Origin of the sequence: Ensifer sp. Root1252 (assembly GCF_001425885.1) — a bacterium.
Classification (GTDB): domain Bacteria; phylum Pseudomonadota; class Alphaproteobacteria; order Rhizobiales; family Rhizobiaceae; genus Ensifer; species Ensifer canadensis.
The window spans coordinates 22721-47535 of sequence record NZ_LMDT01000027.1 but is presented as its reverse complement, the minus strand read 5'-3'; the positions used below and the strand labels follow the sequence as shown (position 1 = coordinate 47535).

General features: G+C 61.9%; 27 protein-coding genes and 1 tRNA gene. 16 read left to right on the top strand and 12 right to left on the bottom strand.

The features are described from left to right. Positions 1 to 36: 36 nt before the first annotated feature. From ASD02_RS38525 to ASD02_RS25470, 5 genes are all read right to left on the bottom strand, one after another. The gene (locus tag ASD02_RS38525) at positions 37 to 180 is read right to left on the bottom strand and encodes a hypothetical protein (protein ID WP_162255923.1); all 144 of its coding nucleotides are present in this window, start codon (positions 178 to 180) and stop codon (positions 37 to 39) included. Between the two features lie 288 nt (positions 181 to 468). Then, complete coding sequence (locus ASD02_RS25485) at positions 469 to 1263, bottom strand: rhomboid family intramembrane serine protease (protein ID WP_025424628.1); 795 nt, start codon at positions 1261 to 1263, stop codon at positions 469 to 471. Between the two features lie 137 nt (positions 1264 to 1400). Beyond that, positions 1401 to 1979: a cob(I)yrinic acid a,c-diamide adenosyltransferase gene (locus tag ASD02_RS25480; protein ID WP_025424627.1), complete on the bottom strand. Its 579-nt coding sequence runs from the start codon at positions 1977 to 1979 to the stop codon at positions 1401 to 1403. 16 nt (positions 1980 to 1995) lie between these two features. Then, positions 1996 to 2199, bottom strand: coding sequence for a twin transmembrane helix small protein (locus ASD02_RS25475; RefSeq protein ID WP_025424626.1), 204 nt, complete (start codon positions 2197 to 2199; stop codon positions 1996 to 1998). A 23-nt stretch (positions 2200 to 2222) separates the two neighbouring features. Further along, positions 2223 to 3056 carry an SDR family oxidoreductase gene (locus tag ASD02_RS25470; protein ID WP_025424625.1) on the bottom strand — a complete coding sequence of 278 codons (834 nt, stop codon included), beginning with the start codon at positions 3054 to 3056 and terminating at the stop codon, positions 2223 to 2225. A 183-nt stretch (positions 3057 to 3239) separates the two neighbouring features. On the opposite strand from ASD02_RS25470, the gene ASD02_RS25465 reads away from it, so the two are divergent. Beyond that, a complete protein-coding gene (locus ASD02_RS25465; protein WP_025424624.1) occupies positions 3240 to 4121 on the top strand; it encodes a YihY/virulence factor BrkB family protein in 882 nt (293 codons plus the stop codon). Between the two features lie 6 nt (positions 4122 to 4127). Here ASD02_RS25465 and gluQRS read toward each other — a convergent pair whose 3' ends face one another. Beyond that, positions 4128 to 5018, bottom strand: coding sequence for a tRNA glutamyl-Q(34) synthetase GluQRS (gene gluQRS / locus ASD02_RS25460; protein ID WP_025424623.1), 891 nt, complete (start codon positions 5016 to 5018; stop codon positions 4128 to 4130). Positions 5019 to 5072: 54 nt separating this feature from the next. Here gluQRS and ASD02_RS25455 point away from each other — a divergent pair, with 54 nt between their 5' ends. Together ASD02_RS25455 and ASD02_RS25450 are read left to right on the top strand one after the other, a co-directional pair. Further along, positions 5073 to 5720 carry a DNA-3-methyladenine glycosylase gene (locus ASD02_RS25455; protein ID WP_025424622.1) on the top strand — a complete coding sequence of 216 codons (648 nt, stop codon included), beginning with the start codon at positions 5073 to 5075 and terminating at the stop codon, positions 5718 to 5720. 107 nt (positions 5721 to 5827) lie between these two features. After that, positions 5828 to 6385, top strand: coding sequence for an HNH endonuclease (locus ASD02_RS25450; protein WP_025424621.1), 558 nt, complete (start codon positions 5828 to 5830; stop codon positions 6383 to 6385). 117 nt (positions 6386 to 6502) lie between these two features. Here the strand turns inward: ASD02_RS25450 and ASD02_RS25445 are convergent, their stop codons facing one another. After that, complete coding sequence (locus ASD02_RS25445) at positions 6503 to 7012, bottom strand: disulfide bond formation protein B (protein WP_025424620.1); 510 nt, start codon at positions 7010 to 7012, stop codon at positions 6503 to 6505. Positions 7013 to 7336: 324 nt separating this feature from the next. Here ASD02_RS25445 and ASD02_RS25440 point away from each other — a divergent pair. Together ASD02_RS25440 and ASD02_RS25435 are read left to right on the top strand one after the other, a co-directional pair. Continuing rightward, positions 7337 to 7421: transfer RNA gene (locus ASD02_RS25440), tRNA-Leu, on the top strand. A gap of 254 nt (positions 7422 to 7675) precedes the next feature. Continuing rightward, positions 7676 to 9325, top strand: coding sequence for an AMP-binding protein (locus tag ASD02_RS25435; protein WP_057221355.1), 1650 nt, complete (start codon positions 7676 to 7678; stop codon positions 9323 to 9325). Between the two features lie 6 nt (positions 9326 to 9331). Here ASD02_RS25435 and ASD02_RS25430 read toward each other — a convergent pair whose 3' ends face one another. The 3 genes from ASD02_RS25430 to secA form a co-directional block, all read right to left on the bottom strand. Beyond that, the gene (locus ASD02_RS25430) at positions 9332 to 10606 is read right to left on the bottom strand and encodes a GNAT family N-acetyltransferase (RefSeq protein ID WP_025424563.1); all 1275 of its coding nucleotides are present in this window, start codon (positions 10604 to 10606) and stop codon (positions 9332 to 9334) included. Beyond that, positions 10603 to 12024 carry a lipopolysaccharide biosynthesis protein gene (locus tag ASD02_RS25425; protein ID WP_038575631.1) on the bottom strand — a complete coding sequence of 474 codons (1422 nt, stop codon included), beginning with the start codon at positions 12022 to 12024 and terminating at the stop codon, positions 10603 to 10605. The genes ASD02_RS25430 and ASD02_RS25425 overlap by 4 nt, the downstream gene beginning before the upstream one ends. A gap of 241 nt (positions 12025 to 12265) precedes the next feature. After that, on the bottom strand, positions 12266 to 14980 hold the full coding sequence (gene secA, locus ASD02_RS25420; RefSeq protein ID WP_025424561.1) for a preprotein translocase subunit SecA: 2715 nt from the start codon (positions 14978 to 14980) through the stop codon (positions 12266 to 12268). 244 nt (positions 14981 to 15224) lie between these two features. Between secA and ASD02_RS25415 the strand changes: the two genes are divergently transcribed. From ASD02_RS25415 to ASD02_RS36565, 6 genes are all read left to right on the top strand, one after another. Further along, the gene (locus tag ASD02_RS25415; protein ID WP_025424560.1) at positions 15225 to 16082 is read left to right on the top strand and encodes a peptidylprolyl isomerase; all 858 of its coding nucleotides are present in this window, start codon (positions 15225 to 15227) and stop codon (positions 16080 to 16082) included. A gap of 132 nt (positions 16083 to 16214) precedes the next feature. After that, positions 16215 to 17456 carry a bifunctional glutamate N-acetyltransferase/amino-acid acetyltransferase ArgJ gene (gene argJ, locus ASD02_RS25410; RefSeq protein WP_025424559.1) on the top strand — a complete coding sequence of 414 codons (1242 nt, stop codon included), beginning with the start codon at positions 16215 to 16217 and terminating at the stop codon, positions 17454 to 17456. A gap of 172 nt (positions 17457 to 17628) precedes the next feature. Then, a complete protein-coding gene (locus ASD02_RS25405; RefSeq protein ID WP_107028038.1) occupies positions 17629 to 18384 on the top strand; it encodes a GNAT family N-acetyltransferase in 756 nt (251 codons plus the stop codon). Positions 18385 to 18387: 3 nt separating this feature from the next. Beyond that, on the top strand, positions 18388 to 18801 hold the full coding sequence (gene mutT / locus ASD02_RS25400; protein WP_025424557.1) for an 8-oxo-dGTP diphosphatase MutT: 414 nt from the start codon (positions 18388 to 18390) through the stop codon (positions 18799 to 18801). A gap of 180 nt (positions 18802 to 18981) precedes the next feature. Next, positions 18982 to 19302 carry a hypothetical protein gene (locus ASD02_RS25395; protein ID WP_057210232.1) on the top strand — a complete coding sequence of 107 codons (321 nt, stop codon included), beginning with the start codon at positions 18982 to 18984 and terminating at the stop codon, positions 19300 to 19302. 74 nt (positions 19303 to 19376) lie between these two features. Next, positions 19377 to 19550, top strand: a complete 174-nt coding sequence (locus ASD02_RS36565; protein WP_063963353.1) for a Flp family type IVb pilin — start codon at positions 19377 to 19379, stop codon at positions 19548 to 19550. A 120-nt stretch (positions 19551 to 19670) separates the two neighbouring features. On the opposite strand, the gene ASD02_RS25390 is transcribed toward ASD02_RS36565, so the two are convergent. Next, a complete protein-coding gene (locus tag ASD02_RS25390; protein WP_025424555.1) occupies positions 19671 to 20549 on the bottom strand; it encodes an SAM-dependent methyltransferase in 879 nt (292 codons plus the stop codon). A gap of 124 nt (positions 20550 to 20673) precedes the next feature. On the opposite strand from ASD02_RS25390, the gene ASD02_RS25385 reads away from it, so the two are divergent. The 5 genes from ASD02_RS25385 to ASD02_RS25365 all read left to right on the top strand — a co-directional run bounded on the left by ASD02_RS25385 (position 20674) and on the right by ASD02_RS25365 (position 23848). Then, positions 20674 to 21450 (top strand): ComF family protein, encoded by a 777-nt coding sequence (locus ASD02_RS25385; RefSeq protein WP_025424554.1) that lies wholly within the window; start codon positions 20674 to 20676, stop codon positions 21448 to 21450. Between the two features lie 47 nt (positions 21451 to 21497). After that, positions 21498 to 21755 carry a glutaredoxin 3 gene (grxC, locus tag ASD02_RS25380; protein WP_038575627.1) on the top strand — a complete coding sequence of 86 codons (258 nt, stop codon included), beginning with the start codon at positions 21498 to 21500 and terminating at the stop codon, positions 21753 to 21755. Between the two features lie 114 nt (positions 21756 to 21869). Next, positions 21870 to 22727 carry a carbon-nitrogen hydrolase family protein gene (locus ASD02_RS25375; protein WP_025424552.1) on the top strand — a complete coding sequence of 286 codons (858 nt, stop codon included), beginning with the start codon at positions 21870 to 21872 and terminating at the stop codon, positions 22725 to 22727. Beyond that, positions 22724 to 23152, top strand: a complete 429-nt coding sequence (locus ASD02_RS25370) for a DUF1178 family protein (RefSeq protein WP_057210230.1) — start codon at positions 22724 to 22726, stop codon at positions 23150 to 23152. The genes ASD02_RS25375 and ASD02_RS25370 overlap by 4 nt, the downstream gene beginning before the upstream one ends. 129 nt (positions 23153 to 23281) lie before the next feature. Further along, the gene (locus tag ASD02_RS25365; protein ID WP_025424550.1) at positions 23282 to 23848 is read left to right on the top strand and encodes a GNAT family N-acetyltransferase; all 567 of its coding nucleotides are present in this window, start codon (positions 23282 to 23284) and stop codon (positions 23846 to 23848) included. Between the two features lie 196 nt (positions 23849 to 24044). Here the strand turns inward: ASD02_RS25365 and ubiG are convergent, their stop codons facing one another. After that, positions 24045 to 24791, bottom strand: coding sequence for a bifunctional 2-polyprenyl-6-hydroxyphenol methylase/3-demethylubiquinol 3-O-methyltransferase UbiG (gene ubiG / locus ASD02_RS25360; RefSeq protein ID WP_025424549.1), 747 nt, complete (start codon positions 24789 to 24791; stop codon positions 24045 to 24047). Between the last annotated feature and the right edge of the window lie 24 nt (positions 24792 to 24815).

The following is a 24815-nucleotide window of genomic DNA, read 5'->3' as shown; positions in this document are numbered from 1 at the left end:
ATTTAGCAGGAATCGGACAACAGGAAACCGGCGCTTTCATGAAATTCCTTCCACCGAGATCTCGTCGAACGGGTTCATCGACATCTTCACGTTGGCAAGCTCGACACCCGAGCCGTCAGCCTTCACCCGGATCTTGACGTTGTAGTCAACCACCCGCTTGACCGTCACAAGTATTTTCATGGATTCTTCCCTCCAAGAGCTTTCGCAGGAAAATGCGCCTTAACGGAGCCGCCTGATTGTCGGTTGGCGACATCGATACGCGTTTTTTCTCCAATTACAATCACTGTGCATGACGCTAAATCGATATAATCCCGAGAATTGGAATAACGTTTACGTACACGTAAGAAAGTGAGCTGACAAGACCTCTTCGCAGATGCGGCATGACGGTTCTTTCGCGATCATGCGGCGACGATCAAGCCTTTGAAATGGTGACGAAACCGGGGCGCTGGAAATGCCAAGCCGGCGGTTTCAAACGGTTGGTCGACCCCAGGGTGTCGGCGGCTTCCGCGTTTCCGGCGTGGGTTGCGGCGTGACGACGACGGACTCCACCTTATGCTCGACGGCGCGCGGCGTGACGATCGTCCGGTCGAAGAGCGGCACGCCGCGGCGTCGCAAAATGACCACGAGGACAAGCCCGGCAACGATGCCGCCGACATGGGCGCTCCACGAGACGCCGCTGCCCGGATCGACCACCAGCATGAAGAATTGCTGCCCGATCCAGAAGGCGAGCGGAATGGCCGCCGGCAGGGGCAGGGGGATGCGGAAAAACACCAGCACCCAGACGCGCACCTTCGGATGCAACAGGAAATAGGCGGCGACCACGCCGGAGATCGCACCCGATGCGCCGATCAGAGGCGCTTCCGATGCCGGGTCGAACAGGCCATGGGCCAAGGCCCCGGCAGCGGCACAGGCAAGGTAGAACAGCAGAAAGCGAAAGTGCCCGAGCGCATCTTCGACATTGTCGCCGAACACCCAGAGAAACAGCATGTTCATCGCCAGATGCATGAAGCCGCCATGCAGGAAGGAATAGGTGATGAAGGTGAAACCGTCGGGCACGATGATCAGCGACGGATCGAGCTGGGCATAATCGAAGATGAGCGCCGGGATATAGCCGAAGCCCAGAAGCGTCGCGTTGGCGAACTCTTCCGTGGCGATCGGCCCGGTTATCAGCCAAACAACGATGTTGATGACAATCAGGCTGATCGTCACATACTGAACCTTGATGTGCTTCAGGGTGTTCTTATCGTGAAGCGGTATGAACATGCGGTCTCCCGAAGCGTGATTCTACGGCGGCGCGCCTGTCCAGACGCGCAATGGTCGCCGTAACACTTTGTTTTACTGCACAGTCTCACCTTTTAATCGAGCCCGACTTAAGGGTGAGATTGTGCAGTGGGGAAACGTTATCTGTTTTTGCCGGGAATCCAAAGGACGTCGGCATGGCCCTTGTCGTTTGCCCAACGGGCGGCGACGAACAGGAAATCCGACAGCCGGTTGATATATGCGATCGCCTCGCGGCTGACGATTTCGGCTTCGAGCTGGGCAAGTGCCACCATCTGCCGTTCGGCACGCCGGGCGACGGTTCGCGCCACATGCAGTGCGGCCGATGCGGCGCTGCCGGCCGGCAGAACGAAGGAGCGCAGGGGTTCGAGATCGGCGTTCAGCCGATCGATTTCGGTTTCGAGCCAGGTGACTTGGCTTGCGACGATGCGAAGCGGCTCGTATTCCGGCTTCTCGCCGGTGTCGGGTGTCGCGAGATCGGCGCCGAGATCGAAGAGATCGTTCTGGATCCGCATCAAGGTGGCATCGAGATCGGCGACATCGGCGGTGTGTTGCCGGGCAAGCCCGACAAAGGCGTTGGTCTCGTCGACTGCGCCATAGGCATCGACCCTGAGATCGCTCTTCAGGCGGCGCGGACCGGAGACGAGCCCGGTGGTGCCGTTGTCGCCCGTCCGGGTGTAGATCTTGTTGAGCTTGACCATGGTGTCGTCACGTTCCTTAGGCGGGGCGGCCGCCGCCGGTGATCCATAGCGTCAGCATGATCAATACGATCGCGACTGCCTGCAGCAGTACACGGGCCTGCATCAGCTTGTTGGATTTGCTGCTGCTGCCACCCCTCATCATGTTCAAGAGGCCGCGGATCAGAACGATGACGACCAGCCCCATGACGAACAGGGTCAGGCCGGTGACGAAACTGGACATCGAATGCTCCCTTGCGTTTTCACTCAGCCGAGTCGGCCGATAATGCGGTAAAACAATGCTGCCGGCAGGAGCTTCTTCAGGAACGCGCCCTGCTTGGCGGGCCTTGTTACAATATAGTGCGGTTTCGGTCTCTTTGCCGCCAGCGCGTGCTTTAGGACTGCATATACGGCATCCGGTCCAAGCTTGCCCGCGACCGGTTTGCTCTCGCCTTTCAGGCGACGCATCTGCCGCTCGTACTCGGCGCGGTGGACCGAATTCTTCAGGTCGATGAAGCGCTCGATATAGGTCACGGCATTGGCGGTGAATTTCGAGGCGATCGGCCCCGGCTCGATCAGGCTGACCTTGATGCCACTTCCGGCGAGTTCCATTCTCAGGGTCAGCGACAGCGCCTCGATCGCAAACTTCGATGCGTTATAGGCGCCGCGCCAGCGGTAGGGCACAATGCCGAGGATGGAGGAGCATTGCACGATGCGGCCGCTTCCGCGCGCCCGCATGGCGGGGATCACCCGGCGCGTCAGGTCGTGCCAGCCGATGACATTGGTTTCGAGCTGCAGCCGGAGCGCCTCGGTCGGCAGGTCCTCGACCGCGCCGGCTTGGCCGTAGGCGCCGTTGTTGAACAGCGCATCGATGCGCCCGCCCGAGCGCGCCATCACCGCTTCGACCAGGGCGGCGATCGTTTCCGGCTTGGTATAGTCCATCAGGAAGGTCTCGATGCCTTGGCTTTCAAGGGCGCCTCGATCTTCGTCACGGCGCACGGTCGCAAACACCCGCCAGCCGTCCGCATGCAGCGCGTGGGCGCAATGGGCGCCGATCCCGGATGAACAACCGGTGACAATGATTGTGGGACGATCGGACATCCTGTCGATTCCTGTAGCAATCCTGCCCCCGTTTCCCATATTCATCGGCGGGATACAATTGAATTGCGCGAGCCGAAACCCGTGTACGCTGTCGCGGTCGGACGAGCGTCAATGCCATGGAACGGCGCCGCAGGATCCGCATGCGAAGGCACGCGACCGCGGCGCCACTGGGCCGGAGTGGAAATGCCAGCGTTTATTCGCATCACCTGGAAAGTCGTGTTCGATGCGCTATGGCACTTCAGTCTGGACGACGGCTGGGCCATGGCGAGCCATGTGGCGCTTTCGTCCCTGCTTGCTGTCTTCCCCTTCCTGATTTTCGGCACGGCGCTCGGCAGCTTCCTTGGTGCCGATCAGTTTGCCGAGACTGCGGTCCATCTCATTTTCGACGCCTGGCCGGAATCGATCGCGACCCCGATCGCCAACGAGATCGTCCAGGTGTTGACCATTCCGCGTGGCGGCCTGTTGACCGTTTCGGTGCTCGCGGCCGCCTATTTCGCCTCGAATGGGGTCGAGGCCTTGCGGGTCTCGCTCAACCGCGCCTACCGGGTGACGGAAAGCCGCTACTGGTATGTGACGCGCCTTGCCAGCCTCGGGTTTGTGATTGCCGGGGTGCTGATCCTGGCGGCGCTGAGCATCCTGCTCGTCGCCGTGCCGCTGGCGCTTCGTTATGCCGGCGAATGGCTGCCCTGGCTCGACGGCGTGCTGGCAACCGTCGACAACTGGAGTCTGCCACTGGCCCTGGTCGTGGTGACGGGCGGGCTCCTGGTGTCGCATCTCTGGCTACCGGACGGTCACCGCAAAGTGATTGACGTGCTGCCCGGTATTTTCTTGACGCTGCTCTGCTGGACGATCGGCGGCTACACCTTCGCCTATTATCTTTCGACCTTTGCGACCTATGTCTCGACCTATGCCGGTCTCGCTTCGATCATGATCGTACTGGTGTTCCTCTATATGGTCGCGGCGATCTTCATCATCGGCGCAGAGATCAATGCGGCGATCCTCAAATACCGGGTCAAGCGCATGGTGCGGCGCAGCTTCCAGAGCCCCCGCACTACCGAGGACTGAATTCCATCAGAGGACCAAAGCACGGATGTCGGCCGGCGAGCGGCCGGCCTCGCGGAAGGCCGAGATGCCAGTGTCACGATTGCTCTTGGAAAGCTTGCGGCCGTCGGCGCCGAGCAGCAGGCGGTGATGGTGGTAGACCGGCTCCGGCAGGTCCAGCAGCCGCTGCAGCAGGCGGTGCACCGCGGTTGCATGATAAAGGTCGCGGCCGCGCACCACGTGCGTTATGCCTTGCAGTGCATCGTCGACGATAACAGACAGATGGTAGCTCGACGGCGCATCGGAGCGCGACAGGATGATGTCGCCCCAGGCCGCCGGATCCGCCGTTATGAGGCCCGTCTCTCCATCTGGCCCGCTGCCGGTTTCCTGCCAGGTCAGCGGCGGTGCGCCCGCCGCAAGCACCGCCTTTTTCATGTCCAGCCGCCAGGCATGGGGCTTGTCGCCGGCAACGATGGCATTGCGCGCATCGGCCCCCAGATCGCGCTCGCGCTCTGGGTAGAGCGGCGCGCCGTCCGGATCGCGCGGCCAGGCATTGCCGCGGGCTTCGGCATCGGCAACCGCCGCCTTGATCTCGCCGCGCGACAGGACCGAGGGATAGACGAGGCCCATGTCGTTCAGCCGCTGGAGTGCGGACGCATATAGGTCGAGGTGGTCCGATTGCCGGCGCACCGGCTGTTCCCATTCAAGCCCGAGCCAGGCGAGATCGCTAGAGATCGCGGCCTCGAATTGCGGATGGCAGCGCGTCCGGTCGATATCCTCGATGCGCAACAGGAACCGTCCGCCCGACGCTTTTGCCATATCGTGGTTGAGGATTGCCGACAGCGCGTGGCCCAGATGCAAAAGGCCGTTCGGGCTCGGTGCGAAACGGAAAACGGGTTGCGTGGATGACGTGTCTGCCATCGTTTCCCTTTGGCATGGAAGCGGTATAAAAATCATCCGCTTTTTGGAGGCGCCATGCGGATCATCCGAACACATGAGGACATCGAGGCGGGGCTTGCCGGCCTGATGATGCTCGACGCCCGTCTCGAACATGTCGTGGCCAGGGCCGGGCCGGTGCCGCTCAGGCGAACCGACCCAGGCTATCGTGGTATCGCCAGCATCATCGTGTCGCAGATGGTATCGAAGGCAAGCGCTGCGGCGATCTGGAAACGCATGGAAGCCTCGCTCGGCGAGATTACCGCACCTGCCGCCCTGACGCTCAGCGACGAGGATTGCCGGGCGATCGGGCTTTCCCGCGCCAAGGCCGATGCGCTGAGGCGGGTTGCGCAGGTGGTCGTTGCCGGCGAAATCGACCTCGACGCGATCTGCAATGTCGAAGCCCCGGAGGCGATCCGCGAGCTGACGACCATCAAGGGCGTCGGCCGCTGGACGGCGGAGGTCTATCTCTTGTTTTGTGCCGGGCATCCGGATGTCTTTCCATCCGGCGATGTCGCGCTTCAGAACGCGATCGGCCACGGGCTCGGTCTCGAACTGCGCCCGACCGCCCGCGAGATTGATTCGCTGGCCGCGTCCTGGGCGCCTTGGCGCAGCGTCGCGGCACGTCTGTTCTGGGCCTATTACGCCCAAGAAATGCGGCGGGATGCTGTTCCTGTGACACCTTGAAGGAAAAAGCGAATCCGTTGTTCGCTTTTTTCTTTCCGGCTTCACAATCCTGTTGCAACGGGCCTAATATAGAAGGTGCAGATGCCGAATCGATCAGGAGAATACGCTTGACGATTGCAGTCTCACCGCAGGCCTTACCAGCGCTCGTCTTGAACGCTGACTATCGGCCGCTGAGTTATTACCCCTTGTCGCTCTGGTCCTGGCAGGACGCGATCAAGGCCGTCTTCCTTGACCGTGTGATTATCCTTGCGGAATACGAGCATTCGGTCTCCTCGCCCAGCTTCTCGATGCGGTTGCCGAGCGTGGTTTGCCTCAAGAGCTACGTGCAGCCGTCGCGTCATCCGGCGTTCACCCGGTTCAACGTCTTCCTGCGCGACAAGTTCGAATGCCAGTATTGCGGCACGCCCGACGACCTGACCTTCGACCACGTGGTGCCCCGCGCCCATGGTGGCCAGACGACCTGGGAAAACGTCGTTGCGGCCTGCTCGCCCTGCAATTTGCGCAAGGGCAGCAAGCTGCCGAAGCAGGCCGGCATGTTCCCGCACCAGAGGCCCTACCAGCCAACGGTGCAGGACCTGCACAACAATGGCCGGCTTTTCCCGCCGAACCACCTGCATGAAAGCTGGATGGACTATCTCTACTGGGATGTCGAACTGCAGCCCTGAGGCATTTGGACCATTGCTTTCTGGACGAAGTCCGGCCCTGAGCTGGGGCATGGAGCACGCCGCGTGATCCTTCATCATGCGGCGTTACTTTTGGGTCGGCCGTTCCGGCCTCGCAGATCAGGCCTTTGCGGCGCCGCGCAAGGCGATCGCTGCAAAGATCAGGCTGGCAATCACGTTCCAACCGGCAAAGGACAAGCCGAGCACCCGAAGCGCCGCCTCGGTGCAGGACGGGCCGTGCTTGGAATCGAGGTCGCCCAGGAGATCGCCGACATTGGACGATACGCCCTGCGCTGTCGTGGCGCAGGTCGACGGACCTTCCCAGAAGCCCCATTCGGCGCCCGAGTGATAGACGCCCATGCCGGCGCCGACGAGCATCAGGATGCCGATCGCCAGAAGCAGGGTGCGCGTCGTCCAGGTCGGCAGCTTCAAGGCGCTGGTGATAACAGCCAGAATGCCGAGCGGAATGCCGTAGTAGTAGGGATCGCGCTGCAGCAGGCAGAGCGCACAGGGGATATATCCGCCGATATGCTCGAAACCGAGCGCACCGCCGACGGTCGCCGCCATGCCGAGCGTCAGGAGAACGGCGATGAACAGGTGGTGGCGGGTAGCGGTGGAAGCGTCGATCATGCGTACCTCATGCTGGAAAGCATAACGGATCAGTATCCGGCATATGCTGCATTGCAACTGAATAAGGCCTTCTTAGGTGCGACGGCGCGTGCTGTAAATCGCGTCCTCTGCGTCATGTTTGCACGCTTTCGTGATTGTCGCTCCGCCAAGCCGTGTCGCGATCTCTTGGGATCGCTTGCCGCACGTTTGCGTTCCTGCTTTTGTGCATGCCGTAGTCGCAAAACCGGTGCACACTTTTGGGCGACGTGCTTTCGTTGAAATTGATGGTTGACCACGGCAAAAACCTTCGTGTAAATCCCAGCCGCTGATATCTTATATCCCTGAGCCCCATTGGCGGAATTGGTAGACGCGCTCGACTCAAAATCGAGTTCCGAAAGGAGTGCTGGTTCGACCCCGGCATGGGGCACCATCACTCAGTTTTTCCCGCACCGGTCGATCCCGCATCCCATCTTTGACGTCCGTGAGTGGCGAATCTGTCTACTGCCCGCTTGATGCGAGCCACTGCAACAGGGGCGCCATCGGCAACATCCTGCTGACCATCCTCGGGCCTGCAATCGTGGCGCTGACATAGACAGTGAGGTCGCCCTCGTCATGCCGGGTCATTGAACAGAGGCGGGCGAAGATGTTAGGTGCAGTGCAGCAGAAGTCTGTTGCGGCGGGGCCATGTTACCGACAATCGAGAATTACGACGAACTCTACGGCGCTTTCCAGTGGCAGATCCCCGAGAAGTTCAACATCGGCGTTGCGGTGAGCGATGCCTGGGCGGCAAAAGAGCCGGAGCGCATCTGCCTTCAGCATTTCAACCCGGATGGCGGCCATCGAACGCTGACTTACGGCGCCTTCTCCCAGCAATCCTCGGCCTTCGCGCGCGGGCTTGAACGCCAGGGGATCAGGCCGGGGGACCGGGTGGCGATATTGCTGCCACAAGGGTTCGAGGCTGCCATCGCGCACGCCGCCATCTACAAGCTCGGCGCGATCGCCCTGCCGCTGGCCCTGCTGTTTGGAGTAGAGGCGTTGGAGTACCGCCTGCTGGACGCAGGTGCTGCGGCAATCGTCACCAATGCTTTCGGTCATGAGCGGGTCGCGGCCATCCGTGACCGGCTGCCGGATCTACGGCTAGTCGTGCTGGCCGGCGCCGAACGCGTTCCCGGCACGCTCGACTTCACCGACCTTGCCTCAGGCGATGCCGATGGTTTTGTTGCCGCCGATACCACGCCCGACGATGCGGCATTGATGATCTACACCTCAGGGACGACAGGGCCGCCCAAGGGCGCGCTGCATGGCCACCGGGTACTGCTCGGCCATCTGCCGGGGTTTCAGTTTCACCATCATTTCCTGCCGCAACCGGGTGATCGGATGTGGACGCCTGCGGACTGGGCCTGGGCGGGCGGATTGCTGAACGCGCTCTTGCCTTCGCTGCTGCTCGGCGTCCCCGTCGTCTCGTCACCGGCGCAGAAGTTCGATCCGGACACCGCCTTTCGCATTCTGGAAGAGATGGATGTCCGCAACGCCTTCATTCCGCCGACGGCGCTGCGGCTGATGAAGGCGATCGAAATGCCACGCGAGCGATATCGTCTCAACCTCAGAACCATCGGCTCGGCCGGCGAGGCGCTCGGGCGCGAAACCTTCGAATGGGCCAGGGCCGCGCTCGGCCTCGATGTCAGCGAGTTCTATGGCCAGACGGAGTGCAACATCGTCATTTCGTCCGCCGCTGATCTCGGTGTGGTAAAGCCTGGCTCGATGGGCAAGGCGGCGCCGGGGCATCGCGTGGCGATCATCGATGCCGACGGCCGGGAGTTGCCGGCGGGAGCCGTCGGCCAGGTGGCGATCCGACGGCCGGATCCGGTGATGTTTCTCGGCTACTGGAAGAACGACAAGGCCACCGAAGCAAAGTTCATCGGCGACTGGATGACAACCGGCGACCAGGGCGTGATGGACGGCGAAGGTTATTTCACCTTCTTCGGGCGCGATGACGACGTGATCACCTCTTCGGGCTATCGCATCGGTCCTGGAGAGATCGAGGACTGCCTTGCCGGCCATCCGGATGTGCAGCTGGCCGCGGCCGTCGGAAAGCCCGACGCGCTGCGCACGGAAATCGTCAAGGCCTATGTCGTTCTGAGACCGGGTGTGGCTGGCGACGAAAAGACGGCCCAGTCCGTCCGCGACTGGGTGAAGACGCGGCTGTCGATGCACGAATATCCGCGCGAGATCGCCTTCGTAGACAGCCTGCCGCTGACGACATCGGGCAAGGTCATTCGCCGGTTCCTGCGCGAGTGGGCAGCGGCGGAGCCGCCGCACTCACCCTCGGCCTGAACGAGGTCACCGCCCGGCGAGCGCCTTGATCTTTTCGCGCAGCATCCGCGCCATGTTGCGGGTGTTGCGGTAGAGGTGCAGCTGGGCAGCGACCTGGCGGACGTCGCGGTCGCGCGTCTGCTGCAGGCCGATGACGAGTGTTCCCATCTCTTCGCGTTCCTGCCAGAAGCGGCTCATGATCGGGTGGTCGGGAACGGCGCAGGAATCCGAGCGGGCGATGTTGGCGTCATCGAGGTGCCATTCGGTCAGCTCCGCCAGCAGCAGCTTGCCGGGCGAAAACTTCGCGTAACGTTCGTCGTAGGCCGTCTTCCATGTATAGGCCTCGCCCGACATCAGGAACACCACCATCGAGGCGATCGCCTTGCCGTCGAGATCGAGCGTGTGGATGCGGACGCTGTCTGCTTCGGCGAGGTTGGTGATTGCCTCGCGGGCAAAGGCTGCGCGGAACCGGTCCAGCACCATGGCGCTCCGCTCGCGACCCTTCCAGCCGGACGCTTCCAGCGCAAGGAACTCCTCCATGCGAATGCGGATCTCGCTCGGCTGGCGCGCGACCGAATAGGCAAGCTGCCCGCGTTTTTCCAGCTGATTCCATTGGCGTCGCAATTCGCGGAAATGTGCCGGGCTGATCGATTTCTTCAGATAAGTCGGACCGTCGAGCAGGCTTTCGAGCATCGGCCGGCTGAACGTGTCGGTTACCGTCAGCGGCAGGTTCCGGCCGATGGCGACGGCGCGCGCCAGCTGCGCGAACTTGCCCTTGAGGCGTAGATCCGGCAGCACGAGAACCGGGGGGAGGCTTGCCGACGGATTGGTCAGGGCCTCGAACAGGTTGTCGATGGTTTCGGCGGCGTCTTCGGCATCGAGCAGCGGCACGCCAAGCGGACCGAAGGGATTGGACCAGGCGCGGATGATCGAGGCGCCAATCGAAAAACCGGGCTTCTCGATCGAATACGGCATCAGGAAGCGCATGCGGCTGCGGCGCTCGTCATTGTCCCTTATGATGGCCAGCCGGATCACGCGTTCCTCGAGCCTGGGCATCGCCGGCGCCAGGAAATGGCCGGTGAAGAACACGTTCGGCTCAAGCGCCCGGTTCGACAGGAAGTCGAGCTCACGCTGCAATTCGTAGCCGGCCTTGGCCGGGTAGATCGAAAGATGCCGTCCGGGGCGCCCGACCTCGAGCATGTGCTCGGCCTGCGGATGGGAGTGGCCCATCGGTGCCAGCCCGCCAAGAATGCGAGCAGCCCTATCGTCTGCGTCAGCGGGAAGATTGGTATTGCCGATCATGGATGGATCGCCCCGTTGTTGTCATGGCTCGAACGCCCGCTTGCGAAAGCGAAGAGTGCGAAGCCAAAGGTGCGCCTTACGGCGAAATGAAGCAGCATAGCCTCGACGAACATAGCACCGGCGGTTGCAAATGCAGCACCGGTTAGTCCGAAAAGTGGAATGAGGCACAAGTTTAGCGTGATGTTGGCCACCAGTGCGCCGGCGTAAAGGATCACGCAGAGCATCTGCTGGCCGGCCATCGTCAGCAGGATTTCGGCAGGTCCGATGAAGGCCTTGGCCATGATGCCGGCAAAGAGGATGGCCATCAGCGGCAGCCCGCCGAGGAAAGCGGGACCGAAGAGCGAGAGCAGGAAGGGGCCGGCAAGCAGGACCGCTGCGCCGACCATGAGCGACGGCCAGAATGCCCAGCGCGCGCTTTCGACGGCGATGCCTGCCAATTGCCTGCGGTCGCGTGCGGCCATGGCGCCTGCAATCCGTGGGCCGGCGGCCGCCTTGACTGCGAACATGACGAAGTGCACCAGCGCCATCGTCTTGGCGGCGGCGAAATAGACCGCGACATCGTCGGGCTTGAGATAGACGCCGACGATGACGACGTCGGAATTGGTGAGCAGGAAGCCAAAGCCGTCGATCAGGAAGATCGGCACCGCGACCTTGAGCCATCGTCCCATTTCGATGCGAAGCGGGCCGCTGACATAGCGCGAACGCAGGCGCCAGGTGAGGGCGAGGAATTGGCTGACGGTCGTGACATAGGCGGCGGCCATGGCTGCCGCGATGGCGGTCGGCGCCGTATGCGGCTCGCCCATCGTTGTTGCCAGCACCATGAAACCGAGCACAAGCAGCGGGCGAATGATGAATGTCGGGCTCATTGCCGAAAGCGGCCAGCCATGGGCGCGGGCGGTGCCGTCCATCACATCGCCAAGCGCGATCATCGGCAATGTGAACAGGCCGAGATAGAGCGGAACGAGATAGTAGTCCTCGATCCGGTCGGCGAAGAGCCACAACCCCAGGAAGCCGACGATGGCCAGTGTGCTTGCCGACATCAGCGCAAAGATCCGGGCGGTGGTCGTCAGCCCGCGAATTTCAGCGAGCGCGGAGGTTGCCTGATACTCAGGCAGGAAGCGGATGACGGCGGAATGGAAGCCGACGCAGGACAGGTTGCCGAACAGGATCACCAACACCCAGACGAAGACGAAGATGCCGTATTCGAACTCGCCCATCAGGCGTGCAAGAATGATCTGGGAGAGGAATGCGATTGCGGCGCTGAGGATGCGGATGACGAAGGCGACAAGCGCCATACGTCGCGCCGTATTCTTCGGGTCCTGTTCGGTCAGGGCGGCGACCAGCACGCCGATGAGCGGAGACAGGCGGTGTCGCAGCGCCGACGGCAGCATTCGTCCGGCTGTTTGACATACCGCCATGAACACGAGAACACCCTGAGATTACGCAATACAGGGTTTGGTTGTGCCAGATCAGCGTTAACAAACGGTTCAGTCGGGGTCCTTGCCTCAGGGAAAGGGGCCGATCGGATGCTGCTGGATCGCCGGCCGTGAGCACGATGGTCGAACGGCAAAGCGGGCAACTCTGTGCCTGGCGACAGGGCGGTCTGCGCGCTTTGCGGCCCCACAAACAAAAATGCCGCCCGGAGGCGGCATCTTCAGATCAGGCTTCGTAAATTCCGTGGCAATGCTTGTACTTCTTGCCGGAACCGCACGGGCAGGCTTCGTTGCGCGAGACCTTGCCCCAGGTCGACGGATCGGCCGGGTTGCGGTTTGCCGGTGCGACCGCCAGCAGCGAGTCGGAGCCGCGACCGAAATCGTCTTCGCCGGTCAGAGGGTCGATATGGTGACCTTCCATCAGCGGCGGCGCCGGCTGCGGCGCCTCGGCCGCTTCGCGGACCAATTCGACGCGCATGAGCTGGGCCGTCACGGCCTGGCGCAGGTTGCCGAGCAGGGCCTGGAACAGTTCGAAGGCCTCGGACTTGTATTCCTGCAGCGGGTCGCGCTGGGCATAGCCGCGGAAACCGATGACCGAACGCAGATGGTCGAGATTGACGATGTGTTCGCGCCAGAGGTGGTCGAGTGTCTGCAGGATGACCGAGCGCTCGACATATTGCATGATCTCGGGACCGAAACGCTCGGCACGGTCGGCAACCGCCTTGTCGGTGGCCGCCGTCACACGCTCGAGGATGTCCGCCTCGTCGATGCCTTCTTCGGCTGCCCATTCGGCGATCGGCAGGTCGAGGTTGAGGTACTGCTGCACGTCGGCCTTGAGGCCTTCGACGTCCCACTGCTCGGCATAGGCCCGCTCGGGGATGCGCTTGGAAACGATGTCCTCAATGACTTCGGTGCGCATGTCGGTGACGGTTTCGGTGACGCTCTCGGCATCCATCAGCTCGATGCGCTGCTCGAAGATCACCTTGCGCTGGTCGTTGAGCACGTCGTCGTACTTCAGAAGGTTTTTGCGGATGTCGAAGTTGCGGGCTTCGACCTTCTTCTGCGCACGCTCGAGCGCCTTGTTGATCCAGGGGTGGACGATCGACTCGCCTTCCTTGAGGCCGAGCTTCTGTAGCATGCCGTCCATGCGGTCGGAGCCGAAGATGCGCATCAGGTCGTCCTGAAGCGACAGGTAGAACTTGGACCGGCCGGGGTCGCCCTGACGGCCGGAACGGCCGCGCAGCTGATTGTCGATACGGCGGCTTTCGTGGCGTTCGGTGGCGAGAACATAAAGTCCGCCGGCTGCCAGCGCCTTTTCCTTCAGCTGCTGCACCTCGGCGCGGATCGCCTGTTCGCGGTCGTTGCGCTCGGGGCCGGGCTCGACCTCTGCGAGTTCCTGCTGGATGCGCATGTCGACGTTGCCGCCGAGCTGGATGTCGGTACCGCGACCGGCCATGTTGGTGGCGATCGTCACCGCACCCGGTACACCGGCCTGGGCCACGATGAAGGCTTCCTGCTCGTGATAGCGCGCGTTCAGCACCTGGAAGTTGTCGAACCCGGACTTCTTGAGCAGATCGGCAAGCTGTTCGGACTTCTCGATCGACGTGGTGCCGACCAGCATCGGCTGGCCGCGCTCGTGCGCCGACTTGATCTCGTCGATGATCGCCTTGAGCTTCTCGCCCTGCGTACGATAGACTTCGTCGTCCTCGTCGATACGCTTGATCGGCAGGTTGGTCGGAACTTCAATGACTTCCAGGCCGTAGATGTTGCCGAATTCTTCTGCTTCGGTGGAGGCCGTACCGGTCATGCCGCCGAGCTTGGAATACATGCGGAAATAGTTCTGGAAGGTGATCGAGGCGAGCGTCTGGTTCTCGGGCTGGATCTGCACCTTTTCCTTGGCTTCGAGCGCCTGGTGCTGGCCTTCGGAATAGCGGCGGCCCGGCATCATGCGGCCGGTGAACTCGTCGATGATGACGATCTCGTCGTTGCGTACGATGTAGTCCTTGTCGCGCTGGAACAGCTTGTGGGCCTTGAGCGCGTTGTTGACGTGGTGGACGATCGCAACGTTTTCGATGTCGTAGAGCGATTCACCCTTGAGCAGGCCGGCCTGCTTCAAGAGGTTTTCAAGCTTCTCGGTGCCTTCTTCGGAGAAGTTGGCTGAGCGCTGCTTCTCGTCGATCTCGTAGTCTTCCGGCGAGAGCATCGGAATGAACTCGTTGATCGTGTTGTAGAGATCGGAGCGGTCGTCGAGCGGGCCGGAAATGATCAGCGGCGTGCGCGCTTCGTCGACGAGAATCGAGTCCACTTCGTCGACGATGGCGAAGAAGTGGCCGCGCTGGACCATCTGCGCGCGCTCATACTTCATGTTGTCGCGCAGATAGTCGAAGCCGAGCTCGTTATTGGTTGCGTAGGTGATGTCGCAGGCGTAGGCCGCGTGGCGCTGGTCGTCGGTGAGGCCGTGGACGATCACGCCGGTCGACAGGCCGAGGAAGCTGTAGACGCGGCCCATGGTGGCGGCGTCGCGCTGGGCCAGGTAGTCGTTGACGGTGACAACGTGCACGCCCTTGCTGGCAAGCGCGTTGAGATAGACGGGCAGGGTCGCGACGAGTGTCTTGCCTTCGCCGGTCTTCATTTCGGCAATGGCGCGCTCATGCAGGATCATGCCGCCGACCAGCTGCACATCGAAGGGGCGCAGGCCGAGGACGCGGCGGGCCGCCTCGCGGGCAACGGCAAAAGCCGGTACCAGCAGATCGTCGAGCGTTTTGCCGTCTGCGAACTCTTGGCGGAACTCCACGGTCTTGGCGGCGAGTGCCTCATCCGACAAAGCCTTCATATCGGCTTCAAGAGCGTTGATGGCATCCACTCTGGCCTTGTAGCCACGCACACGGCGTTCGTTGGAGGAGCCAAACAACTTGCGGGCTAGGCCGCCGAGACTGACCATATGAATGGTCCTTTCTTTTTTGTTGCCTTGGGTTCCACTGGCCGCACCGTCAAAACCGCGCAATGCCGTGAAACGCCCGGAAACTGTTCTGGACGCGAGGTTGCGTGACAGATAAGAGGGGGGTCGAATTATGTCAACGCACTTGCGTGGCTGGACGGCTACAGAACCGCCACATTCTGGTGGTGTTCAGCCGCTACGAGCCCAATGCAATCGCGTTGACGGCCAAAGGTGAAAGGTTACGAGCATGTCGAAGTTTAAGACCCTGGCCGCTGCGGCCCTGGTTGCGGCGATCGCCGTTCATGGTGTCGCGCGCGCCGAAGATGCGGACCCTGTCATCGCCACGGTCGGTGGCGAAGAAGTGCGCCAGTCCGAGCTCAACCTCGCCCTTGGTGGTCTCGACCCGCAGCTGCAGCAGATGCCGGAAGAGCAGAAGCGCGCCGCAGCACTTTCGGCTGTCATCGACGTCAAGCTTCTGTCGAAGACGGCCGAGAAGGAAGGCCTTCAGGACGACGCGGCCTTCAAGCAGCGTCTGGCCTACCTGACCGAGCGCGAACTGCACAACGCCTTCTTCAAGAAGCACGTCGTCGACGCGATCACCAAGGAAGAGGTGAAGGCACGCTACGACAAGGAAATCGCCGCGGTTCCGGTGCAGGAAGAAATCAAGGCACGTCATATCCTCGTCAAGACCGAGGAAGAGGCCAAGGAAATCATCAAGGAACTCGACGCCGGCAAGAGCTTCGTCGAGCTGGCCAAGGCCAAGTCCTCCGATCCGAACAAGGATGACGGCGGTGACCTCGGCTACTTCACCAAGGGCCGCATGGTTCCTGAATTCGACGCCGTCGTGTTCACGCTCGATAAGGGCGCCTACACCAAGACGCCGGTGAAGACGCAATTCGGCTTCCATGTCATCCTGGTCGAGGACAAGCGTCCGCAGGCCCCGCCGGCGCTGGAGCAGGTCGAGCCGCAGGTTCGTCAGCTTGTCATGCGCGACAAATACGTTGAGCTTCTTACTGCTGCCAAGAAGGACGCCGGTGTCGAGATTTCCGATCCGGCTCTGAAGAAGGCCTACGACGAGGCCAACAAGGCGCAGGAAGCCAAGTAATTTCGACCGGCGGGTTGTGCTTTAGGCAAGGCTCGCCGATCTACGTTTCTTGTCGATGCCCGACGGCCCGAAAGCCGCTCGGGCATTTGTCGCAACGCCACCTTGACCCCACGTTCTTCACGCAGGTTTCCCATGTCCGGTTCCGTCTCTCCGCTCGCTCCGAAAACCTTTGCCGAAATGCCCGCCTTGCGCGGTGTTCGCATGGCAACTGCCGCCGCCGGCATCAAGTACAAGAACCGTACCGACGTGCTGATGATGGTTTTCGACAAGCCTGCGGCTGTTGCCGGCGTGTTCACCCGCTCCAAGTGCCCGTCAGCGCCTGTCGACTTCTGCCGCCAGAGCCTTGGCGGCGGCGTTGCGCGTGCGGTTGTCGTCAATTCCGGCAATGCCAATGCCTTCACCGGCAAGAAGGGCCGCGACGCGACGGAACTGACCGCGAAATCGGCGGCGAAGGCTGCCGGTTGCGCCGAGAGTGAGGTGTTTCTGGCCTCGACCGGCGTCATCGGCGAACCGCTGGACGCGACGAAGTTCGCAGGCGTGCTCGACGATCTCGCCGCTGCCGGCCGCGAAGACTTCTGGTTCGAGGCCGCCAAGGCGATCATGACCACGGACACCTATCCGAAGGTCGCCACCCGCAGCGCAGAGATCGACGGCGTGAAGGTGACGATCAATGGCATCGCCAAGGGTGCTGGCATGATTGCGCCTGACATGGCGACGATGCTCTCCTTCGTCGTTACCGACGCCGACATCGCGCCAGCGGCGCTGCAGGCGCTGCTTTCGGCCGGAGTCGGCCCGACGTTCAATTCGGTTACCGTTGATAGCGACACGTCGACGTCCGACACCCTGATGCTGTTTGCGACCGGTGCTGCTGCCGGCGATGGCCAGCGGAAAGTGACGGATGCTTCCGATGCGAAGCTCGACGCCTTCCGGGCGGCCCTCAACGATCTGTTGCGCGATCTGGCTCTCCAGGTCGTTCGCGACGGCGAAGGTGCGCGCAAGATGGTTGCCGTTACGGTGGAGGGTGCCGAGAACGACGCGGCCGCGAAGCGCATCGCGCTTTCGATCGCCAATTCGCCGCTGGTCAAGACCGCGGTTGCGGGTGAGGACGCCAATTGGGGACGCGTTGTCATGGCCGTCGGCAAGTCCGGCGAGATGGCCGAGCGCGACCGGCTGGCCATCTGGTTCGGCGATGTGCGGGTCGCCGTCGAGGGCGAGCGCGATCCTACCTATTCGGAAGCCGCCGCCACGGCGGTCATGAAGGCGCAGGATATCCCGATCCGCGTCGATATCGGGCTTGGTGCCGGACGTGCGACGGTCTTTACCTGCGACCTCACCAAGGAATATGTCGAGATCAACGGCGACTACAGAAGCTGACGTCTTCGCGCGCAGTCTTTTCCCCGGGGCTTGCAGCTCCCCCGGGGCTTGCAGCTCCCAAAGCTGCTCGCATTGTCGGTAATTGGTTTGGCCTGTTGGGGGTAAGCAGATGACATCGATCGAGACCCAGCCGTCCGCAGGCGATGCCGCGGCTGAAGGCAAGGACAAGCGGATGGTTGATCTTCCGAGCGTACGGCGGCTTGAGGCCGTCGGCTTTCGCGCCTGGCCGGCGGCGTCGGTCCATTATGACGGCAGCTGGCTGATCCGGCTGAATGCTGGCCACGATTCCAAGCGTCTCAATTCGGTCAACCCGCTCGATCCCTCCGATTACCGCGACATCCCTGTTCGATTGGAAAAGGCTGCCAGGCGCTTTGCCGACTACGACCGGCCACTGACCGTGCGACAGACGCCGCTGACGCCGCCGCAACTGATCGCCCACATGGATGCCGAAGGCTGGACCGCCTTCTCCCATAGCACCGTGATGATGGCTGATATCGCCGAGCGCGACTTTGGTGATGGCATTGACCATCTGCCGATCAAGGACGTCGGCCGCTTCGTCGACGCACGCATCCGCATCGGCAAGGAAGACCCCAAGACCAAGGCGGCACTGGCCGAGATCATCAATTCGATCAAGCCGGAGAGCGGGCTGTTCCTGTTCGAGGACGTGGAAAGCGGGCCGACGGCGGTATCGCTCGTCGTTCAGGACAACGATCTCGCGGGCATCATGCTGTTTGCCGTTGATGAGCATTTCCGTCGACAGGGGCTGGGCAAAGCCATGCTCGACGTTTCGTTGCGCTGGGCGCGCCTGCGCGGCGCCAAGAAGGCATGGCTACAGGTCGAGGCAACCAGCGAGGCGGCGTTGGCGCTTTATCGCAGCGCCGGTTTCCGCGATGTCTACAGCTATCTCTACCGCACGCCGAAAGCTTGAATGATGGACGCTATCGGAAAGAAGATCGTTCTCGTCGCGGCTTGCGCCTTGGTGGATTCTGATGGCCGCATCCTGCTGGCGCAGCGTCCTGAGGGCAAATCGCTTGCCGGCCTCTGGGAATTTCCCGGCGGCAAGGTGGAGCCCGGCGAGACGCCGGAGGAAACGCTGATCCGCGAACTGGACGAAGAACTCGGCATCCAGACCAAGGTTGCCTGCCTGGCGCCGCTGACCTTTGCCAGCCATACCTACGACGATTTTCACCTGCTGATGCCGCTCTATGTCTGCCGTCGCTATGAAGGCGTGGCGATTGGGCGGGAGGGCCAGGCGATCAAATGGGTGCGCTCCAAGGCACTGCGCGACTACCCGATGCCTCCTGCCGATGAGCCGCTCATCCCATTTCTTATGGATTTGCTCTGAACCTACCCAAAAACCGACCGATTATTAATCGATCGTTTATCTCCCTCCCGCAAAGATAACTTCAATTCAGTTTCGGTGCGTAACGTTCAGCGAGCGGCGTATCGGTTTCGGACAATGTGGCAAACGAAGCTTGGGAAGGATGCTCCCGTTCGCCGCACCTTCTGCGTTTGTGAGGCTTGGATGGTAGACGACGATTTCTGGAGGACGGTTCAGGAGAAGGACATGGCGACGAGCCAGTCCCGCCGGACAGGCGTGCTCAATCTGTCGCTGCTGTTTGGAACAGCGGTGATTGCACTGACGTTGATCCTGACACCGATGCTGTCCTCGAAGACGGACAAGCGCATGCTGGCGAACACGCCGGTGGACTACGACAATATTTCGACCGGCTCTATCCCCTCGAACGGCACCACCAAGCGCTATACCGTGCGCCGCAGCGTGCTTCAGGAAATGCCGGGTGCGGTCTGCATCATCGATGCCGACGGCAGCAAGAGTGGCTGCTGATCCGGGCGGCGCGTCGGACTGGTTCCTTGCGTGTCTGCCGGTCGGGAAGTGAGTTCCAACCGGGCTGGGGACCTATGGACACGTTGAAGCGCCTTATTCGCGATAGAAGCGCGGCCACAGCGATCGAGTACGGTCTCATCGCAGCGATCATTTCTGTCAGCCTGCTTCTCGGAATGGAGCAGATACAGGCAGCGCTTACGGCCATCTTCGAGCTGTTGACGACGACATTCCAGAACGCAATGAGTTGACGTTGATCGGACCGGACGCTTAGCGCGTTTCCGCTTTGGACGAGGTCGCAGAGCGCGCCACCTCTTTGTTTTTACGCATTTCCTGGCGGAAAACCGCTGGCACTTTTCCTGGAAATGCTCCTAGACCGGTCTTTCCTTCGTCCCAAGAGCCTCCGACAGCCGCTGTTTGGCAGAGCCCGGCTTCAGCGGTTTCTGCTGGCTTTCGTGCGGTGCCCAGCCTGAGAGGTAGACGACGGAGAAGGTCGCGCGGATGCGGCCGTCCGGGTCGGAGAAGCGCTCGGCATAGATTTCCGCAGCCCTCAGGAAAAAGCGCCGGGACACGGGTGTCCGGCTGCGCGCTGTAAGCGGGCTGGTCATGCCCATCGCCCGCAAATCCCGGATCAGCGCGAAGAGCGAATCGTAGCGCACCGTATAGGTCTCTGCGTCCGCCACCGGCAGGGCAAAGCCCGCCCGCTGCAGCAATGCGCCCATGTCGCGAACGTCGGCGAAGGGAACGACGCGCGGGCTTGCGCCCCCGGTCAGCTCGGCCTCGGCGGCAAGCAACGCCTCGCGCAACTCGTTCAGCGTTCCATTGCCGGGAATAGCTGCCAGGAACAACCCGTCCGGCTTCAGCGATCGGCGCGCCTGGATGAAGGCGCCGGGCGTGTCGTTGGTGAGATGCAGCGACAGCGGGGAGACGAGAAGATTGAGTGTCTCGGGCTCGGCCGGGATGCGCTCGAGTGGCGCAATCGCGACCGGCATGGCGGTCGTGCCGAAGCCTGGATCCGTTTCCACCCGCTCGACCGTTCCGACCTTGCCGGTTTCCAGAAGCCGAAGGGCTGTTGCGCCAGTGTAGCCGTGCAATTCCATAGCCCTGTCGAACTGTCGCTCGACGACGCTGACACGGTCGGCCAGCTCCTGTGCGACGATATCGAGGAGGAAGGCTGCCTTGGGGTCGGCATTGCGCAGCGCCCGGCGACGGTGGGCCTCGACAAGGCTCTGGTCAAAGATGATTTCCACGGTACTCTGCTCCGGCAGCATGATTGCTTCCCCGGATCGAAACCGATTAAGGGAGTAAACATGCAGAATTTCAAAGTGCTACAGCGTCCTGCAAAGAAACCCACACGACGGCAAAGTCAACCTCATGAACTGGGAAGAGCGGCAATTTGGCCTGGCGGATTGCCTGGCCTTTCTGCGGCGGATCGGCGTTGATCTCATCGACGTCGTATACCCGCCCGTCTGCTGCGGTTGTGGACGCCTGATGGGTCGTCACCGGGCCGTCTGTGCGCCCTGCTGGTCGACGCTTCAACTGCTCGAGCGGCCCTACTGCGAAATCCTCGGCCTGCCGTTTGCCCATGATCACGGCGAGGGAACGGTGTCGCCCGAGGCGATCGCCGATCCGCCGGTGTTCGACCGCCTGCGCTCCGTTGCGATCCACGAAGGCATCGCGCGTGAACTCGTGCATGGGCTGAAATATCGGGACCGCACCGATCTTGCTCCGATGATGGCGGAATGGATGGTCCGGGCGAGCGATGGTGCCGTCGCCTCCGCGGATGCGATCATCCCGGTGCCGCTGCATGCCTTCAGGCTCTGGGGGCGCAAATACAACCAGGCGGCAGAGCTTGCCCGTTCCGTCGCCGCACTGTCCGGGCGGCCCTACCTGCCGACAACGCTTCGCCGGATCAGGCGCACGACCAAGCAGGTCGGGCTCGGCGCCAAGGCGCGTGAAGACAATGTTCGCGGCGCCTTTGCCGTCACCGAAAGCGGCAAGCAAGGTCTCGTCGGAAAACGCATCGTTCTCGTCGATGATGTCTATACCACCGGCGCCACCGTTTCGGCCGCGACCCGCGCGCTGAAGCGGGCGGGGGCCGGCCACGTCACGGTTTTAACCTTTGCAAGAGCCATGTCCGGTCTTATATGACAAATGGAAGTCCGGCATCGTTGCCGGTGAAGGAGCGGTTAGGAAACATGGCTTCGGTCGTTATTTATACGCGTCAGTTCTGCGGCTATTGCTCGGCTGCCAAAAAGCTTCTGGAAACCAAGGGCGTCTCGTTCCTCGAGCATGATGCAACCTACGATCCGCAGGTGCGCCAGAAGATGATCGAGAAATCGCATGGCGGAACCACATTTCCGCAGATCTTCATCAACGATATCCATGTCGGCGGCTGCGACGATCTGCACGCGCTCGAGCGCGCCGGAAAGCTCGACGAAATGCTCGTCGCCTAGACCGTTGCCGCTTTGGATGGAGTGGCGAAGCGCTCCATCTCATAAGCTTTGCGCATTTCCGACGGAGAGCTGCTTCGTGCCTTTCCGGGAAATGCCCTGAGGAGCCAGACTGCGATGACATTCAAGGCTGCCGCCATCCAGATGTGTTCTGGCGTCGATCCGGCACGAAACGCCGAGACGATGGCACGGCTGGTGCGCGAGGCGGCTGGTCACGGGGCGATCTATGTCCAGACGCCGGAGATGACGGGTGCGCTCCAGCGCGATCGTGCCGGCTTGCGGGCCGTACTCAAGGACGAGGCAAACGATATTATCGTTCGCGAAGCGGCAGCGCTTGCTGGCGAACTCGGCATTCATCTGCATGTGGGCTCGACCGCCATTGCCCTTGCCGACGGCAAGATCGCCAATCGCGGTTTCCTCTTCGGTCCGGATGGGGTGAAAATCTGTGACTACGACAAGATCCACATGTTCGACGTCGATCTCGACAATGGCGAAAGCTGGCGCGAGAGCGCTGCTTACACCCCGGGCAGCACGGCACGCCTTGCCGACCTCGATTTCGGCAAATTGGGCTTTGCCATCTGCTACGATGTTCGCTTCCCCGAGCTGTTCCGCCAGCAGGCGGTTGCAGGCGCAGAGGTGATGTCGGTACCGGCCGCCTTCACCCGGCAGACGGGCGAAGCGCATTGGGAAATCCTGCTGCGCGCCCGTGCCATCGAAAACGGCTTCTTCGTCATCGCCGCTGCACAGGGCGGCGTGCATGAGGACGGGCGTGAGACCTTTGGCCATTCGATGATCGTCGACCCCTGGGGCAAGGTGCTCGCCGCAGCGGGTGCTGCCGGCGAGGGGATCGTGCTGGCTGAAATAGACGTGGCCGCCGTGCATGTGGCCCGCGCCAAGATCCCGAACCTCAGGAATGCCCGCAGCTTTGGGCTGGATCATGTCCTGCCGACCGGAAAAGGAGGCGTTGCCGCTTGATTCGCTACACGCTTTCCTGCGATCAGGGCCACGCTTTCGAGGGCTGGTTCTCGTCGAGTGACGATTTCGACCGCCAGATGGAGCGCAAGCTCGTCTCCTGTCCCACCTGCAATTCCACGTCGGTTGCCAAGCAACTGATGGCACCGTCGGTCGCGACCGCCCGCAAGAAGGAAGCGACGCGGGCATTGGTCATGGACCAGGCGCAGAAGGAAACCGTCGCGAAAATCCGCGAACTCGTCAAGGCGGTGCGCGACAATGCCGAGGATGTCGGTGACCGCTTTCCCGAAGAGGCCCGCAAGATCCACTATGGCGAGACGGATGAACGCGGCCTGATCGGCAAGGCGACCGTGGAAGAGGCTGTCGCGCTTCTCGAAGAGGGCATCGCGATCGCGCCACTGCCGGTGTTGCCCGACGAGGTCAACTGACCTGCAGAGCGCAATGCCTGCTCGCGCCACCGACTTTCAGCGCTCTCAGGCGAAATCTAGCAAACACCCTTTAAAAACAGATCGTTGGTTCCCATTTCCGGATCTTTGTAATCCGGGATTTTGAGCGCTATGGATCTTTCCGACCTTCGCATTTCCACCGACCGCCTGACGATCAGGCATTTTGCGCCTGAGGATTTCGACGGGTTCCATGCCTATCACCGGCTGCCGGAGGTTTACCGCTATCTCTATGCCAATCCGCTTGACGAGGACGGCGCGCGCGCAAAATTCGCCAAGGCGAGCGACCCGCGTCTCGATGCGGATGGCGATGTCGCGGTTTTTGCGGTCGAACGGAGGCAGGATGGCGCGCTTGTCGGCGAGGTGCTGTTGAAGCTCGCCAGCAAGGCGGCGCGGCAGGCTGAAGCCGGCTACATCTTCAATCCGGCATTTTCGGGCAAGGGCTATGCCACCGAAGCGATGCGGGCAGTGCTCGACCTGGGTTTCTTCCAATTGAACTTCCACCGGATCTTTGCCCGTCTCGACCCGCTCAACGCCGGTTCCGTCGGGGTCGTCGAGCGGCTCGGCATGCGCCGTGAGGCGCATCTGATCCAGAACGACCTGTTCAACGGCCAATGGGGGGACGAGTTCATCTACGCGCTGCTTCAGCATGAGTGGCAGGCGCGGCCGAAGGTGGCTTGAGGCGCTACAGCGCCGTGCGCCAAATATGACGCACAAAGGACGCTGTAGCGTTTTAAACTTGCTGCATAATTTTGTCCTTAAAATCGGATCCGATTTAAGGAACTATGCAGTAGCGCTAAAAGCAAAGCCCCCCGGCGAACGGCGTCGGCGGAGGGCTTTGCATAGGATTTGATGCGGATGCGAAGGGCCGGCTGCGTTAGAGCGGGCGCTTGGCGACAATCATGTAATTGACGTCCATGTCCTTCGACAGGTTCCACTGGTTGGACAGCGGATTGAAGAATACGCCGGTGCGTTCGGTCAGTTCCAGGCCGCTTGCCACCAGCGGTTTTTCCAATTCCTCGGGGCGCACGAGCTTTTCATATTGATGCGTGCCGCGCGGCAGCCAGCGCAGAACGTTTTCGGCGGCGAAGATGGCCAATGCCGCCGCCTTCATCGTGCGGTTGATGGTGGCGACGAACATCAGGCCGCCGGGGCGAACCATATGGGCGCAGGTGGTCATGAAGAAATCGACATCGGCGACGTGCTCGACCACTTCCATGTTGAGAACGATGTCGAAGCTTTCGCCCGCTTCCGTGAGGGCTTCGGCCGTCACGGCCCGATAATCGACGTTAACGCCGCTGCCGGCCGCATGGGTCTTGGCAATGCCGATATTCTTTTCCGAAGCGTCCGCGCCGACGACGTCAGCGCCCATGCGGGCCATCGGCTCCGACAGCAGCCCGCCACCGCAACCGATATCGAGCAGGCGCAGGCCCTTCAGCGGCTGCGGGCTCTTCGGATCGCGGCCGAAATGCTCGGCAACCCTGTCGCGGATATAGGCAAGGCGCACCGGATTGAACTTGTGCAGCGGCCGGAACTTTCCCGTCGGATCCCACCACTCGGCGGCCATGGCCGAAAAGCGGTCTACTTCGCTCTGGTCGATCGTCGTGCGCGCTGTCTCGCTCATGCTGCCGTCTCCTTCATTCTGCCT